Genomic DNA, 14,868 nt, shown 5'->3' on the forward strand with positions numbered 1-14,868 from the left:
GATCCCGCAAACGTTGGGCCACTGAGGATTTTCGTGGGGTGTTTGAGAAGTTGAGGACAGGGGAACAAGTGAGCGGTTATCATTCCGCCTCAACATCCTGTTCGGACCGTTTCTGTCCGGCCACCCAGACTGCCACCTGAGCCCGGGAGTTGAACCCGAGTTTGCTCAGAATGCGCTCGATATGGCCCTCGGCGGTGCGCTGGGCGATCACCAGCGCGGCCGCGATGTCCTTGTTGCTCAGCCCCTGCGCCACCAGTCGCGCGATCTCGGTCTCCCGCGGGGTCAGCGGCGAGGGCTGCTCGCCCTCCCCGGCCGGGGCCCGGGTGGGCAGCTGGTCCTGGAGCGCATAGGCCAGTGCCTCGTCGTAGGAGAGCCTGGCGCCCTCCTTCACGGCCGCCTGGAACGCCTGTTTGCCCAGGGCCTGGCGGGTGTCCGCCTCGCAGGCCTCGTGGTAGCGGACGAGGTGGCCGTAACCCGACAGCGGGGCGCCGATCTCGTGCCAGATGTTCCGCAGCGCGCCCAGCAGCCTGCCGGCCCGCTGGTACTGGCCCTGTGACGCCGAGATCCAGGCCAGCACCTCCAGGTTGACCCCGACCCCCAGCGGATCGTCCAGCGAGCGGTTGAAGGCCAGGCTCTCCCGCTCCAGGGCGGTCGCGCGCTCGTGGTCGCCCTGACGCCACACCTCGACGCCGAGCGCCATCGTCGCGTACGCCCGGTGCCAGCCCTCCTCGTGGGCGTCGCACACCGCCAGCGACTTCTCGCCCACCGCGATGGCGCGCGGCGAGTCGCCCAGGAAGGAGTGGGCCAGGGAGAGCCGGATGAGCGCGAGCGCCAGCCCCACCGGGTCCCCGGCGGCGCCGTGGCGCGCCACGGCCTCCTCGTACAGCCCGATCGCGGACGCGGTGTCGCCGCGGCACATGGCGATCATCCCGGAGTAGAGCGCCACATAGCCGAGGATCGCCTCCTGCCGCAGCCGGCCGCCGAGCTCCCGGCACTCCTCCAGCATGGTGGCGGCCGCGTCGATGTCGGACTGGATGATGGCAAGCCAGCTGTCGGTCCACAGCGCGCGGGCGCGCGCCTCGGTCGGCTCGGGACACAGGGCCAGGCCCCGGTCCAGCCAGCCGCGCCCCTCGGCGAGGTAGTAGCTGGTGATCCAGTGGTAGAGCAGGTCGGTCGCGATGCCGAGCCCGGCCGGGGCCTGCCCGGGTTCGGCGAAGCTGTACTCCAGCGCGGCGCGCAGATTGGCGTGCTCCCGGTGGAGCCGGGCGAACCACGGCACCTGCGAGGGGCCGAACAGCTCCGTGCGCGCCGTGGCCGCCAGCCGCTGGTAGTAGTCCCGGTGGCGGCGCAGCCGTGCCGTCTCCTCCCCGGCCGCGGCGAGCCGTTCCCGGCCGTAGCGGCGCAGCGTGTCCAGCATCCGGTAGCGCACGGCCTCCGGGTGGTCCTCCCGGATCAGCACCGACTTGTCCACAAGACCGGCCACCAGGTCCAGGATCTCCTCGCGGTCGATGCCGTCCCCGCCGCACACCGCCTCGGCCGCCTCCAGGTCCAGGCTCCCGGCGAACACCGAGACCCGGGCCCACATCAGCTGTTCCTTGTCGGCGCACAGGTCGTAGCTCCAGTCGACGAGCGCCCGAAGCGTCCGATGGCGCGGCAGCACCGCCCGCGAACCCGTGGTGAGCAGCCGGAACCGGTCGTCCAGCCGGTCGAGCAGCTGCTGTACGGACAGCGCCCGCAGCCGCACCGCCGCCAGCTCGATGGCCAGCGGAATGCCGTCCAGCTGGCGGCAGACCCCCTCCACCGCGTCCCGGTTGTCCTCGGTGACGGCGAACCCGGGCAGGATGGCGCCGGCCCGCTCCACGAACAGCCGCACCGCGTCGCACTGGGCCAGGGCCGCGGCGGACAGCCGGGGGCCCTCGGCGTCGGGCAGCGCCAGCGCCGGGACGGGCAGCGTCTGCTCGCCGGCCGTGCCCAGCGCCTGCCGGCTGGTGGCCAGGACGCGCAGCCGCGGGGCCTCGCGCAGCAGCCGGCCGGTGAGCACCGCGCACGCATCCACCAGCTGCTCGCAGTTGTCCAGCAGGATCAGTGCCTGTTTGTCCCGCAGATGGTCGACCAAGGCCTCGGCCGCGGGCCGGGAGGAGTGGTCCCGAAGCTCCAGCGCCTCGTTCACGCTCTGCGCCAGCAGCCCGGGGTCGGCCAGCGAGGCCAGTTCGACCAGCCACACGCCGTCGGGGAACGCCCGGCGCGCGTCCTCGGCCACCCGCAGCGCCAGCCGGGTCTTGCCGACCCCGCCCACGCCGGTCAAGGTCACCAGCCGCGAGGCGGACAGCAGTCGCTTGACCTCGGCCGTCTCATGCCGACGTCCCACAAAGCTCGTCACCTCGGCCGGCAGCCTTCCGGTGTGCCTGCCGTTCGAGGTGCCTGATGCCACCGCGCTCATGTGATGCCTCGAACCGGTCCCGGCCCTCGGGTCTCGCGCGCTCGGACCGGGCCGCCGTTTCCAGGCTATGCCCTGGGCTTTCCGGGGCGCTCGGGGCCCGGAGGGCATTGCGTGAAGACGGTATGAAATGGGGAGAATGGCTGTAATGGGTCATTTGAGCCGTATGGTGGGGCGGGCGAGCGAGCTGTCCGAGGCCCGGAGGTTGCTCGGCCGAACGCGGCTGCTCACCCTCACCGGGGTCGCGGGGGTGGGCAAGAGCCGGCTGGCGCTGAGCGTGGCCGACCTGGTGCACGAGGACTTCCCGGACGGCGTGTGGACGGTCGAGCTCGCCGCGCTGGAGGACCCGGGCCTGCTCCCGGAGACCGTCGCGAACGCGATGGGGCTGCGCGGCCAGGCGGCCCGGCCCGCGGTGGAGGTGCTGGGCGACCATCTGAGCGGCAGGCGGGCGCTGCTGCTCCTGGACAACTGCGAGCACCTGGTCGAGCCCTGCGCGCTGCTCGCCGACCGGCTGCTGCGGCGGGCACCGAGGCTGCGTGTGCTGGCCACCAGCCGCGAGCCGCTGCGGGTCGCGGGGGAGGCGGTCCTGTGGGTGCCCTCGCTGCCCGTACCCGAACCGCGCCGGCGGCACAGCCCCCAGGAGCTGGCCCGCTGTCCGGCGGTCCAGCTCTTCGTGGACCGCGCGGCGCGGGTGTCGCCCTCGTTCACCCTCGACGCGCACAACGGCGACGCGGTGGCCCTGCTGTGCGGGCGGCTCGACGGCCTCCCGCTGGCCATCGAACTGGCCGCGGTCGGGCTGCGGACCCTCAGCCCCGGGCAGGTGCTGGACCAGCTGGACCAGTGGCTGGAGCCCGCGGCGGGGGAGCCGGCGGCGGCCCGCTCCCGCCACGAGACCCTGGGCGCGGCCGTCGACTGGAGCTTCGACCTGTGCTCCCCGGCCGAGCGGACCCTGTGGGCCCGGGTGTCGGTGTTCGCCGGGGACTTCGGCCTGCGAGCGGCGGAGGAGGTCTGCTCCGGTGACGGCGTGGACCGCGAGGACGTGCTCGACCTGGCGGCCGGGCTGGTCGACAAGTCGATTCTGGTGCGGGAGGAGCGGGACGGCGAGGTCCGCTACCGGCTGCTGGAGACGATCCGCTGGTACGGCCGGGCGCGGCTGGCCGGATACGGGCAGGCGGCCGCGTTGCGGCGGCGCCACCGCGACTGGTACCGCGACCTGGTGCGCCGGGCCGAGGGGGAGTGGCTCACCCCGCGGCAGGAGGAGTGGCTCACCCGGCTGCGCGGCGAGCTCGCGAACCTCCGCACGGCCCTGGAGTTCTGCTGCACCGAGCCCGGCGAGGCCCGCGCGGGGCTGGAGACGGCCGCGGGGATGTGGCCCCACTGGATCTGCGGCGGCAGCCTGGGCGAGGGCCGCCACTGGCTCGAACAGGCGCTGTGGCTGGCCCCCGAGGACAGCGTGGCCCGCGGAAAGGCCCTGTGGGTGGACGCGTGGCTCGCCGCGCTCCAGGGGGACACGGCCTCGGCGCTGCCCCGGCTCGACGAGTGCCGGGAGCTGGCTCTGAGGCTCGGACACGAGCCCACCCTGATCCGCGCCACCCAGCACCGGGGCGCCCTCGCGCTGTACGAGGGCGACTTCCCCCGGGCGATCCGCCTCATCGAGAAGGCGCTGGAGGGCCATCGCGCGGCCCGTGACCGCAACGGCATGATGACCGCCCTCTACCAGCTGACCATGGCCTGCGCCCTGTCCGGCGACGCCCGCGCGGCGGTCTACGGCGAGGAGTGCCTCGCGCTGTGCGAGGCCGCCGGGGCCCAGTGGGCCCGCTCCTACGCGCTGTGGGCGCTGGGCCTGCACACCTGGCACCGCGGCGACCGGCGGCGCGCGACCGCACTGGTGCGCACCGCCCTGCGGACCCGCTGGGCGGTGCGCGACGGGTGGGGGATGGCGCTGTGCCTCGAGGTGCTGGCCTGGATCGCGGCCTTCGGCGGGCAGCCCGGGCACGGCGCGCGGCTGCTGGGGTCGGCGGACGCGGTGTGGAGCTCCCTCGGCGCGACACCCTCGGGATTCCGGCACCTGGCCGCCGTGCACGACGAGGTCGCCGCCCGGCTCCGCGCCGACCTGGGGACCCGCGCGTACGCCGCCGCGTTCCGGGCGGGGGCGCGGCTGACGGCCGACGAGGCGGCGGCCACCGCCCTGCACGACCCGCCGCGCCCCCGCCCCCACGGCCGCCGGCCGGCAGCCTCGGCCGGCGCGTGAGCGCACCGTCCTGCCGCCCCGAGGACCGCGTGGCGGCAGGACGGCGCCGGGGGCACCGCCCTCGCGAGGAGCCCGAGAGGGGACGGCGGGGAGCCCGAGGGGAGACATGCGGGCAGATGCCCCCGGCCGGCCGGCGCCGGGGGCTTCGGGACCGCGGGGAGCGCCTCCGGGGCCGCGACCCTGGACGGGTACCCGTGCGGGGGTTTCTCCCCTCCCCGGGGGGTGCGCCCGGACGCATGCTGGTGGTCGTCTCGATTCCGGATTCCGCCGGAAGTCGGCGGAAGATCGAAGGCCCCAGCCATGTGTGATCATCAGCCCCCCTGTCCGCCCGCCGACGCCACCGACCACGACTCGGCGCGTCTCGTGGCAACCCACCCCGAGCAAGGGTGGAGCCTGCTGTGCAACGGCGTGGTGATCTTCGCGGACACGGGTGAACTGCTCCCCGACGGACGCGTCATCCCCGCCCCCCGTACCTCTCCGGACCAGGCCGCATGAGCTCCCCCACCGTGGCCCTGGCCCCACCGCCCGGCACCCTCCGGCGGCCGGCGCGGCGTGGTGCCCGCGCCGCAGACCGGGGGGTCTCCTGGATCTTGCCGCGCCATCCCTCCTCGGTGCCGAGCGCCCGTCGGCTGGTCCTGTCGCAGCTGGCCGCATGGGCGCTCACCGGGTCGGCGGACGACGCCGAGCTGCTGGTCAGCGAGGTGGTCACCAACGCGCTGCGCTACACCGGCGGGCCGGTCCGGCTGACGCTGTGCCTGTGTCCGGCGGACGACGCGCTGCGCTGTGAGGTGGAGGACGCCGACCCCACGCTCCCGCAGACGCGCCAGGCAGGCGAGGACGACGAAGGCGGCCGAGGCCTCTACATGATCGATCTGCTGGCCCGCTGCTGGGGCAGCCACCGGACGGGCACGGGCAAGACCGTCTGGTTCGAACTGCACGTCCGCCCCGGCGCCCAGCGGCATCGGGCCGACGACCTGTGACCTCGAGGACATAAGGCCCACGACGAAAGGAGATGCCATCGGACGGTACAGCGCATACACGCACTCCGTGATGCCGAAAACGGCCCGGGGACCGGAAGGTGAGTGCCCTCCACCGCGACTTCCGTCCCCGGGCCCCGGCATGTCCGCATCCGCCGTGGCGCGAACACTGATTCCGCAGGACATCACCAATCACTGTCGTATTGGTTGATCACCTTTGTATCACTCGTGTAGTCTCACCATCGCAGTGAGTAGCACACTTTCCGGCGCATCGCAGCGAGTTGGGGCGTGAGGGGGCTACTGTGATGGACCGGACCGACAACTCCTGGTTACCCGGCGCCCTGATCGGGCGCGACGCTGAGCTGGCAGCCCTGAGGGGCCATGCCGAGGCGGCGCGCTCCGGACGCGCCGGTCTTGTGATCCTTTCCGGCCCGGCCGGTATCGGCAAGACCACTGTGCTGCACGCCTTTGTGAACGGCGGGGCGTGTCAGGGCATGACGGTACTCCACGGCCGGTGCGGCGAGGTCGTCACCAACGCGGGCTACGGCGGCGTACGGGCCCTGTTCGGCGGCCTGGGACTCACCGAGGCCGGCGACGAAGGCGCCCCCGAGTCCCCGCTGCTGAAGGGCAGCGCCCGCCGTGCGCTGCCCGCCCTGCGGCCCGCTCCCGGCGAGGAGGAGCCGGGCTCGGCCGCGACCGTCTACCCCGTGCTCCACGGGCTCTACTGGCTCACGGTCAACCTGACGGCGCGCGGCCCGCTCGTGCTGGTCCTGGACGACGCCCACTGGTGCGACGAGCGGTCGCTGCGCTGGATCGACTTCCTGCTGCGCCGCGCGGACGACCTGCCGCTGCTGGTGGTGCTGGCCCAGCGCACCGGGGCCGAGCCGGCCGCCCCCGGCGCGCTCGCGGACATCGCGGCCCAGCCCCGCTCCACGGCGATCCGGCTGGAGCCGCTCACCGACGAGGGGGTGAGGGAGATGGTCAGGCGGGTCTTCCCGACGCCCGGCCATCTCCTCGACACCGCCTTCGTCGAGCGCGCCGCCGCCGTCTCCGGGGGCAACCCCCTGATGCTCGCCAAGCTCCTCGGCGAACTGCGGTCCATGGGAGCGTCGCCGGACGAGAAGAGCCTGGGCGCGGTCGCCGAAGTGGGCCAGGGCGTGCTCACGCTGTCCGTGCGGGCCCTGATGGGCCGCCTGTCCCCCTGGGTACGGGATGTGGCCACCGCGATCGCGGTGCTCGGCGAGGTGGACTCGAAACAGGCTGAGCACGTCGGAGCGCTGGCCGGGGTGCCCGTCGCCCTGGTCGAGGAGGCGGTGGCGGCGCTGCGGCAGGCCGAGGTGGTGGCCGCGGACCGGGTGGACCTGGCGCATGACGTGGTGCGCTCGGCGGTGCTGGACTGGTCCGCCACCGAGGAGCTGGGCGAGCTGAGGGCCAGGGCGGCCCTGCTGCTCAGCGACGCGGGGCGGCCCGCCGAGGAGGTCGCGGGCCAGCTTCTGCTGGTGCCCGTCGTGGACCAGCCCTGGATGCGGCGGGTGCTGCGGGAGGCGGCGGCCGGGGCCGAGACCCGGGGCGCTCCCGAGGCGGCGGTCCGCTATCTGTACCGGGTCCTGGAGTCGGAGCCGCACAGCGTGTCGGCGCGCGCCCAGCTGGCCAGGTCGCTGGCGGAGATCAACCCGCCCGAGGCCATCGCGCTGCTGGAGGAGGCGCTGGCGCTGGCCGAGGACGTTCGCGTGAGGGCGACCCTCGCCGTACAGCTGGGGCTGGCCTGTCTGACCGTGCAGCGGGCGCCCGCCGCCGTACGGGTGCTGGGCGAGGTCCTGGACGCGCTGGAGGCCGAGCTGGGGTCGGACCCCGACCCCGTGGACCGTGAGCTGCGCGCCCTCGTCCAGTCGGTGCTGCTGATCACCGGGTGCGACGAGAAGGCGACGATCGCCGCCGTACGCGGCCGTTTCGCGCGGATGGCCGCCCCGGCCGGGGACACCCCGGCGCAGCGCCAGACGCTGGCCATGATGAGCGTGCTGACGGCGATGGACGGGCGCTCGGCGGAGCGGGCGGTGCGTCAGGCCCGGCGCGCGCAGCGGGCGGCGGACGCCGCGACGGGCACCCTGCCGCTGATCTTCTCCGCGTTCACGCTCGGCCTCGCCGACGATGTTCGGGGCTCGCTGGAGGCGCTGGACCGCGCGCTGCGCTACAGCCAGGAGAACGCGGCGGTGTGGACGTATGTGCTCGGGCTGTCCACCCGCTCGGTGATGCTGCACGCGATGGGCGAGATCGCCGACGCCCTGGCGGACGCCCAGACGGCGGTGGAGATCATCGCCGAGGAGCGGTGGAGCGGCCATGTGACCATGCCGCAGACGGCGCTGGCCACCGCGCTCGTCGACCGCGGCGAGCCGGAGCGGGCCGAGGAGCTGCTGGAGCGGATCGCCCGGCCGAACCTGGACGGCTTCGTGATGGAGTACCACTGGTATCTGATGGCGCGTGCGCGGGCCCGGTGGGCGCTGGGCGACGGCGAGACGGCGCTCGGTCTGCTGCTCGACTGCGGCCGGTCCCTGGAGGAGACGGGGATCACCAACCCGGCGTTCGTGCCCTGGTGGGCCGAGGCGGCCTGTCTGCTCGCGGAGCTCGGGCGCCCCGAGGAGGCCGCGGACGTCGTCGAGTGGGGCGCCCGGCTGGCCCGTGACTGGGGGACCTCCCGCGCGCTCGGGCTGGCCGCGCTCGCCCGGGGCGTGACCACCGAGGGGAGCCCGGGCGTCGAACTGCTCACCGAGTCGGTCGAGCTGCTGTCCCGGTCGCCCGCCCGGGCCGAGCACGCCCGGGCCGAATACCTGCTGGGCGGGGCGCTGCTGGAGGCGGGCGATCCGCGCGGCGCGCGGGAGCACCTGCGGACCGCCGCCGACCTCGCCTGGCGCTGCGGGGCGCTCGCGCTCGCCAGGGAGGCCCGGCGGCGGCTGGTGGCCTCCGGAGGTCGGATGCGGGAGATCACCACCTCGCCGGTCGACCTGCTGACCGGTATGGAGCGTACGGTCGCGGGGCTGGCCGCGGCCGGGGCGGGCAACCGGGAGATAGCGGAGTCGCTGTTCATCACGGTGCGCACCGTGGAGATGCATCTGACCGGCGTCTACCGCAAGTTGAGCGTCAGTCAGCGCGCCGAGCTCGGCGCCGCGCTGAGCTCCCCGACCGCCGCGGGCCCGCAGGCGCCCGCCTGGGTCTCCGCGTCCCGCGGCAGGCGCTGAGCGGTGGGATGGGCCGTCCGGGCTCGCCCCGGCTATAAACGCGGTGTATAGTGCGCGCCATGCAGCTCCCCGGCCTCCCGCTCCTCGGGCGCGAACCTGAGCAAGAGGCCCTGGCCGAGGCCGTCACCGGTCTGAGCGCCCGGCGCCCGGCGGTGGTCACCCTGAGCGGCGCGGCGGGCTTCGGACAGAACGCGCTGCTGCGGTGGGCCGTCCGGTTCGCCGAGGACCGCGGTCTGCGCGTGCTGCGCGCCCGGGGCACCCCCGGCGAGAGCGATCTGCCGTACGCGGCGGTGACCCAGCTGCTGGGCCCGGCCACCGACGCCCCGGCCGCCGACACCCCAGCCGGGGGACTGTCCGGGCGCGACGGGCCGTTACCGGGCCTGGCCGAACTGCTGCGCACGGCCAGGGACCGGCCGACGCTGCTGGCCGTGGCGGATCTGCAGTGGCTGGACCCCGAATCGCTGCACTGGCTCCAGGCGCTCATACGGCGGCTGCCCGGCGCGCCGGTCGCGGTGCTGGCCGGCGCCACCGGCCCCGTATCCCTGGCCGACGGCCTCCCGGGGGCCCTCCCCGTGACCCGGCTGGCGCTCGGGCCACTGAGCCCCGCCCAGGTCGCCACCGCGGTGACCCTGGTGTGCGGCGGCCAGGCGCAGGAACGGTTCACCGCCGCGGCGGCCGAGGCCACCGGGGGCAACCCGGCGGTGCTCCACGACGCGCTTGGCCGCTTCGCCGACGCCGGACACGAACCGGTCGACGCCCGGGTGCCCCAGCTGCGCGCGATCGCGGCAGCCGCCACCGCCGACCACGCCACCCGCGCCCTGCGCGGTCTGCCCGCCCCGGTGGTCGCGGCGCTGCGCGCCCTGGCCGTCTGCGGCGACCTGCTGGACTTCTCCCTCGTCCGCACGCTCGCCCGGCCGCGCCCGACGTACGAGGCGGGGCTGCGCGAGGCGCTGGAGGCGACCGGGCTCACCGCCCCGGGCCCCGGCGCTGCGCTGCGGCTGACCGGCTCCGAGGTCCGGGCCCGGGTGCTGGAGGAGATGCCCGCCGACGAGCGGGCCGACCTGTACGCGCGCGCCGCGGAACTCGCCCACCGGGCCGCCGTGGACGACGCGGACACCGCCCGGCTGCTGCTCGCCGCCCGCCCGATCGGGGAGCCCTGGGCCGTCCACGTACTGCGCCGCGCCGGCGCCGACGCGCTGCGCGCCGCCGACCACGGCCGGGCGATCGCCTGCCTGGCCCGCGCGCTGGAGGAGCCGCTGGACCGCGAGGAGCGGGCCTGGCTGAGCCTTCGGCTGGCCGCCGTCGAGGTGCTGGAGGCGCCGGAGGCCGGGGACCGCCGGTTCGCCGAGATCCTCCGGGCACCGGGCGCGGAGCTCGCCGGACCGCGGCTGCGCGCCGCCGACCTGGCGCTGGCCCGCGGCGGCGCCGACGTCGTACGGCGGGCCCTGACGGACGCGCTGCCCGCCGCAAAGGACGGTGAACGCGACGCCCTGACCGCCCTGTTCTGGCTCGCCGAACTGGGCCGCCACGACGACACCGACCTGCTGCTGCACGAGGTCCCCCCGCTCCCCGCCCACCCGGCCTCTCCCGCCCAGGCCGGGGCACGCGCCTGGCAGCTGGCCCTGCTCGGCGAGGACCTGCTCACCACCAAAGCGCTGGCCCGCAGCGCCTTCACCGGCCGCGACCACGGCCACACCGACGACGCGCTGCTGCTGCCCCGGCTGGCGGCGTGCCGGGCGCTGTGCCTGGCAGACGAGATGGACGAGGCCGGGATGCGGCTGGACGACCTGCTCACCGAGGCCCGGCGCGGCCACGCCCGCGCCGCCGCCGCGCTGGCGCTGACCGGGCGCGGGGAGATGAACCTGCGTCGGGGCCGGCCCGACCTGGCCGAACGGGATGTCGCCGCCGCCGAGCGGGCCCTGCCGCACACCCATCTGCACCCCCTCTACGCCCCCTACGCGCGGGCCGTACGGATCCTCGTCGCGCTGGAGAGCGGCGACCGCAAGCAGACCGCGGCGCTCATGGCCCTGCCCGACCCCGACGCGTCGTGGAACACCATGGCGGGGGCCCATCTGCTGTTCGCCAGGGCGCTGGTGGACATCGCCGACGGCAAACCGGTCGAGGCGATCGATCTGCTGCTGGCCGCCGGCCGCCGGCTGCTGCGCCTGCAGTACCTCAACCCGGCCCTGCTGCCCTGGCGTTCCATGGCCGCCCGGGCCTGCCATGCGCTCGGCCACCACCAGGAGGCACACCGGCTCAGCCGCGAGGAGCTCGTGCTGGCCCGGCGCTGGGGCGCGCCGAGCGCCGTCGGCTGGGCCGAGCTGGGCGTCGGACGGGTGACCCGCGAGGGACGGGCCGCCCGGCTGCGCGAGGCCGTGCGCACCCTCCGCGCCACCCCCGCCCACATGTCCTACACCGGGGCGCTGATCGAACTGGCCACGGTGGAGCTGGACGCCGGGCGGCGGAAGGCCGCGGAGCCCCTGATCGCCGAGTTGTCCCGGCTCACCGCGGCCCAGCCCGGCAGCAGACCGGCCGCGCGGGCGCGCGCACTCGCCCAGCGGCTCGGCAGACCGCCCTGTGTCGAGATCAGCGGACTGTCCCCCGCCTGGGCCGCGCTGTCCGACGTGGAGCGGCGGACCGCCACCCTCGCGGGCCTGGGGCACGGCAACCGGGACATCGCCGACATGCTCTCGGTCACCACCCGCACGGTGGAGCTGCGGCTGAGCGGGGCGTACAAGAAGCTGCGGATCAGCGGCCGGGCCGAACTGCGTGAGCTGGTGCGCTCGATGGAGGGCTACGACACGGATGTTGCATGAGCGGGACGCCGAACTGGCGCAGATCACCGGGGCCTTACAGGCCGCCCGCGAGGGCAGGCCGTCCCTCGTCCTGCTGACCGGCCCGCTCGGCATCGGCCGCTCCGCGCTGCTCCAGCGGCTGCCCGCGCTGAGCGGCCTCAACGAGGCCGAGGACGTACGGGTGCTGCGCGCCAACGCCGCCCCGGTGGAGGAGGAATTCGGCTTCGGCGTGGTGCGCCAGCTGTTCGACAGCCTGCTGGCCGGCGCCCCCCGGGAGCTGTGCGAACGCTGGACCCGCGAGAGCGCGTGCTTCGCCGACCTGGCCCTCGCCGACGAGCCCCTGCCCGCCGACGGCCGCCCCACCGCCGCCTACGAACCGGTGCTGGGGGGCCTGCGTTCGCTGCTGGCAGGCGTCTGCGCCGACGGCCCGCTGCTGATCCTGGTGGACGACCTGCAGTGGGTGGACACCCCCTCGCTGCGCTGGCTGGCCTACCTGGCCAAGCGGCTGCGGGGGCTGCGCGCCGTCGTCGTGTGCACCCTGCGCGACGGGGAGCCCCGCGCCCGGCACCCCCTGCTGAGCGAGGTCGTCGAGGCCGCGACGTACCGGCTGCGCCTCCGCCCGCTGTCGTCCGCGGCCACCGCCGAGCTGATCCGCGACCACTTCGGCGAGCAGGGCGAGACGGAGTTCGTCCGGGCCTGCCACGAGACCTGCGCCGGCAACCCGTTGTCGCTGACCTCCCTGCTTCTGGACCTGGCGGCCGCCGGTCACCGGCCGACCGCCGACCGGGTCCCCGCGGTCCACGCGGCGTGCCCCTCGGACCTGCGCGAACGGCTGGCCCGATGCGTACGGCTGCAGCCGCGGCCGGTACGCGACCTGGGCGCCGCGATCGCGGCCCTCGGCGATCCGGGCGACCCCGCGCTCGTCCCCCGGCTGGCCGGCCTTGACCCGATCGGCTACGCGGCGGCGCTGCGCGCCCTGCACGCGCTGGGGTTGGCGGCCGACGAGCGTGAGCCGCGGTTCGTCCACCCGGTCGTGGCCGACGCCGTCCAGTCGTCGCTGTCCGTCGCGGAGCTGGAGCGGTTGCACGACCGCGCGGCGGAGCTGCTGTACCGCGCAGGGCGCTCCGAGGAACAGGTCGCCGCCCAGCTGATGGCGGGCGTCACCTCCCGCCACCCGTGGTCGGTGGGCGTGCTGCGGGCCGCCGCGGACGTGGCGCTGCGCCGGGGCGCCCCCGAGGTCGCCGTGCGCTATCTGCGGCGCGCCCTGCTGGACGCCTCCCTGTCCGGCGAAGGCCGGGCGCGGCTGCTGATCGACCTGGCCACCGCCGAGCGCGGCCTCGACCCGGTGGCGTGCGAGCGCCATATCTCCCAGGCGATCCCCATGCTCCCCACGGCCGGCCACCGGGCCGCCGCGGCGCTGCGGCTCACACCGGCCGTCATGGGCCTGCTGCGGCCCTCCGCCGTCGATCTGCTGCGGCAGGTCGCCGACGGGCTCGGCCCGCCGGACGCGCTGGAGGGGGCGGCGCGCGAGGCGGCCGTGCGGCTCGAGGCGCGGCTGCGCCAGAGCGGCATCGACGACCCGGCGGAGCTGGCCTCGGCGGTGGAGCGGCTGGACGGGATGGGGGAGGAGCCGCCGATGGCCACCGCCGCCGAACGCGAACTGGTCGCGGTGCTGGTCAGCGCCGCCACGCTCACCTGCAGGCTGCCCGCGGCCGAGGTCACCCGGCTGGCGAAGCGGCTTCTGGAGCGCGAACCGGTCGCGTCGGCGCGGGTGTACTCCGCGCTGCCGTTGGCCACGGTCGCGCTGGTCGCCGCCGACTCCGTGGAGGCCGTCGGCTCCTGGCTCTCCGTCGAGCAGCGGATCAACCGGTCGCGCGCGGCCGCCACGGTCGGTACCGCCGGCACCATCGTCGATGGGTTCGGCCACCTCGAGCGGGCGACGGTGCTCATGGCGCGCGGCCGGCCGACCCAGGCCCACGCCCACGCCGAGCGCGCCCTGCGGCTGTCCGACGCCCACTGGCACGAACTCGGCGTCGCCGCCACCATCGCACTCGTCCGCACGGCCCTGGAGATCGGCGACCCCGCGCTGAGCGAGCGGGTGCTGGACGAGGCCTCGCGGCGCAGCTCCTCCTGTCTGCCCCTGGCGGCGGCGGTGCAGTTCCTCGGCGCGTCCGTGGACGCCCACCGCGGCCGCTGGACCGCCGCCGTGGAGACCCTGATGGCCTGCGGCCGCCGGCTGGAGGCGGCGAGCTGGCGCAATCCGGTGCTGTTCCCGTGGCGGCTGCGCGCGGCCGGCCTCTACCAGCGGCTGGGCGACACCCGCTCGGCGCTCGCGCTCGCCGAGGAGGACCTGCTGCGGGCCGAGGAGTGGGGCGCGCCGGTCGCCATCGGGCGGGCGCTGCGGCTCAAGGGCACGCTGCTGGGCGGCGAGACGGGCGAGGGCCTGCTGCGCGAGGCGGTCGGCGTACTGCGCGAGTCGGCCAACGAACTCGAACTGGCCCGCACGCTCCTGCTGCTGGGCCGGCGCCTGGAAGGCCGCGCGGAGGTCGAGGACATGCTGCGCGAGGCCGCGGAGCTGGCCGCCGAGTGCGAGGCGCCGTGGCTGGTCGAACGGGCCCGCAGCGGCGGCGGGGACGGCACCATCCGGCTGGAGGACGCGCTGACCCGCACCGAGCGGCGGGTGGTGACCCTGGCCGGCCGGGGACTGACCAATACGGAGATCGCCGGAGAGCTGGGCGTGACGTCCCGTGCCGTCGAGAAGCATCTGACGAATTCTTATCGCAAGCTGTCCGTATCCGGGCGGCGTGAACTCATCGCCGCGCTGCCGAGGCTGCAGGCGGCCAAAGGCAGTTAACGCCGCTAATGCACCGACGCCCGCCGGTGCCCCCACGGTCCCCGCGCGCCCGGGGGCGGTGCCCTGGGCCCCGCCCTGCGCGCGGCGCCGGCCATGTGTCAGTGAGGCAAACTGCGTGCCAGGTCAGAGGGGTTGACAGCCGGTTCGGTACGGCCTGTGGGGACACCGTACCGAACCACCGAAATCGCGGCCCGCGTACCGAACCATCCGCCGTACGCACCACAGGATTTGCGGCGCGCCGCCAGTGGACGTTGACTCCCGTGTCCGGGGCTACCTAGTCTCCGAACCGGAATATCAAATTGCACGACCACTATTTCGTTC

At 75.2% G+C, this 14,868-nt stretch carries 7 protein-coding genes; 6 read left to right on the forward strand and 1 reads right to left on the reverse strand.

The window, feature by feature from the left end:
- Positions 1-79: 79 nt before the first annotated feature.
- Complete coding sequence (locus ACFZDL_RS07355; protein WP_353596131.1) at positions 80-2,368, reverse strand: LuxR C-terminal-related transcriptional regulator; 2,289 nt, start codon at positions 2,366-2,368, stop codon at positions 80-82.
- Positions 2,369-2,603: 235 nt separating this feature from the next.
- Between ACFZDL_RS07355 and ACFZDL_RS07360 the strand changes: the two genes are divergently transcribed.
- The 6 genes from ACFZDL_RS07360 to ACFZDL_RS07385 all read left to right on the forward strand — a co-directional run bounded on the left by ACFZDL_RS07360 (position 2,604) and on the right by ACFZDL_RS07385 (position 14,547).
- The gene (locus ACFZDL_RS07360) at positions 2,604-4,688 is read left to right on the forward strand and encodes an AAA family ATPase (protein WP_353596137.1); all 2,085 of its coding nucleotides are present in this window, start codon (positions 2,604-2,606) and stop codon (positions 4,686-4,688) included.
- A gap of 300 nt (positions 4,689-4,988) precedes the next feature.
- A complete protein-coding gene (locus ACFZDL_RS07365; RefSeq protein WP_353596130.1) occupies positions 4,989-5,183 on the forward strand; it encodes a DUF5999 family protein in 195 nt (64 codons plus the stop codon).
- Complete coding sequence (locus tag ACFZDL_RS07370) at positions 5,180-5,668, forward strand: ATP-binding protein (RefSeq protein WP_353596129.1); 489 nt, start codon at positions 5,180-5,182, stop codon at positions 5,666-5,668. The genes ACFZDL_RS07365 and ACFZDL_RS07370 overlap by 4 nt, the downstream gene beginning before the upstream one ends.
- A 302-nt stretch (positions 5,669-5,970) precedes the next feature.
- The gene (locus tag ACFZDL_RS07375; protein ID WP_353596128.1) at positions 5,971-8,898 is read left to right on the forward strand and encodes an AAA family ATPase; all 2,928 of its coding nucleotides are present in this window, start codon (positions 5,971-5,973) and stop codon (positions 8,896-8,898) included.
- A 59-nt stretch (positions 8,899-8,957) separates the two neighbouring features.
- Positions 8,958-11,714, forward strand: coding sequence for an AAA family ATPase (locus tag ACFZDL_RS07380; protein WP_353596127.1), 2,757 nt, complete (start codon positions 8,958-8,960; stop codon positions 11,712-11,714).
- The gene (locus ACFZDL_RS07385; protein WP_353596126.1) at positions 11,704-14,547 is read left to right on the forward strand and encodes a LuxR family transcriptional regulator; all 2,844 of its coding nucleotides are present in this window, start codon (positions 11,704-11,706) and stop codon (positions 14,545-14,547) included. Before ACFZDL_RS07380 ends, ACFZDL_RS07385 begins: the two co-directional genes overlap by 11 nt.
- Positions 14,548-14,868: the final 321 nt, after the last annotated feature.

Source organism: Streptomyces sp. NPDC007917, from assembly GCF_042959105.1.
Classification (GTDB): Bacteria; Actinomycetota; Actinomycetes; order Streptomycetales; family Streptomycetaceae; genus Streptomyces.

What these genes read in the sequence shown, in the direction of transcription:
- ACFZDL_RS07360 (WP_353596137.1), top strand. Translation starts at nt 2,604, where the DNA reads ATGGTGGGGCGGGCGAGCGAGCTGTCCGAGGCCCGGAGGTTGCTCGGC.
- ACFZDL_RS07365 (WP_353596130.1), top strand. Translation starts at nt 4,989, where the DNA reads ATGTGTGATCATCAGCCCCCCTGTCCGCCCGCCGACGCCACCGACCAC.
- ACFZDL_RS07370 (WP_353596129.1), top strand. Translation starts at nt 5,180, where the DNA reads ATGAGCTCCCCCACCGTGGCCCTGGCCCCACCGCCCGGCACCCTCCGG.
- ACFZDL_RS07375 (WP_353596128.1), top strand. Translation starts at nt 5,971, where the DNA reads ATGGACCGGACCGACAACTCCTGGTTACCCGGCGCCCTGATCGGGCGC.
- ACFZDL_RS07380 (WP_353596127.1), top strand. Translation starts at nt 8,958, where the DNA reads ATGCAGCTCCCCGGCCTCCCGCTCCTCGGGCGCGAACCTGAGCAAGAG.
- ACFZDL_RS07385 (WP_353596126.1), top strand. Translation starts at nt 11,704, where the DNA reads ATGTTGCATGAGCGGGACGCCGAACTGGCGCAGATCACCGGGGCCTTA.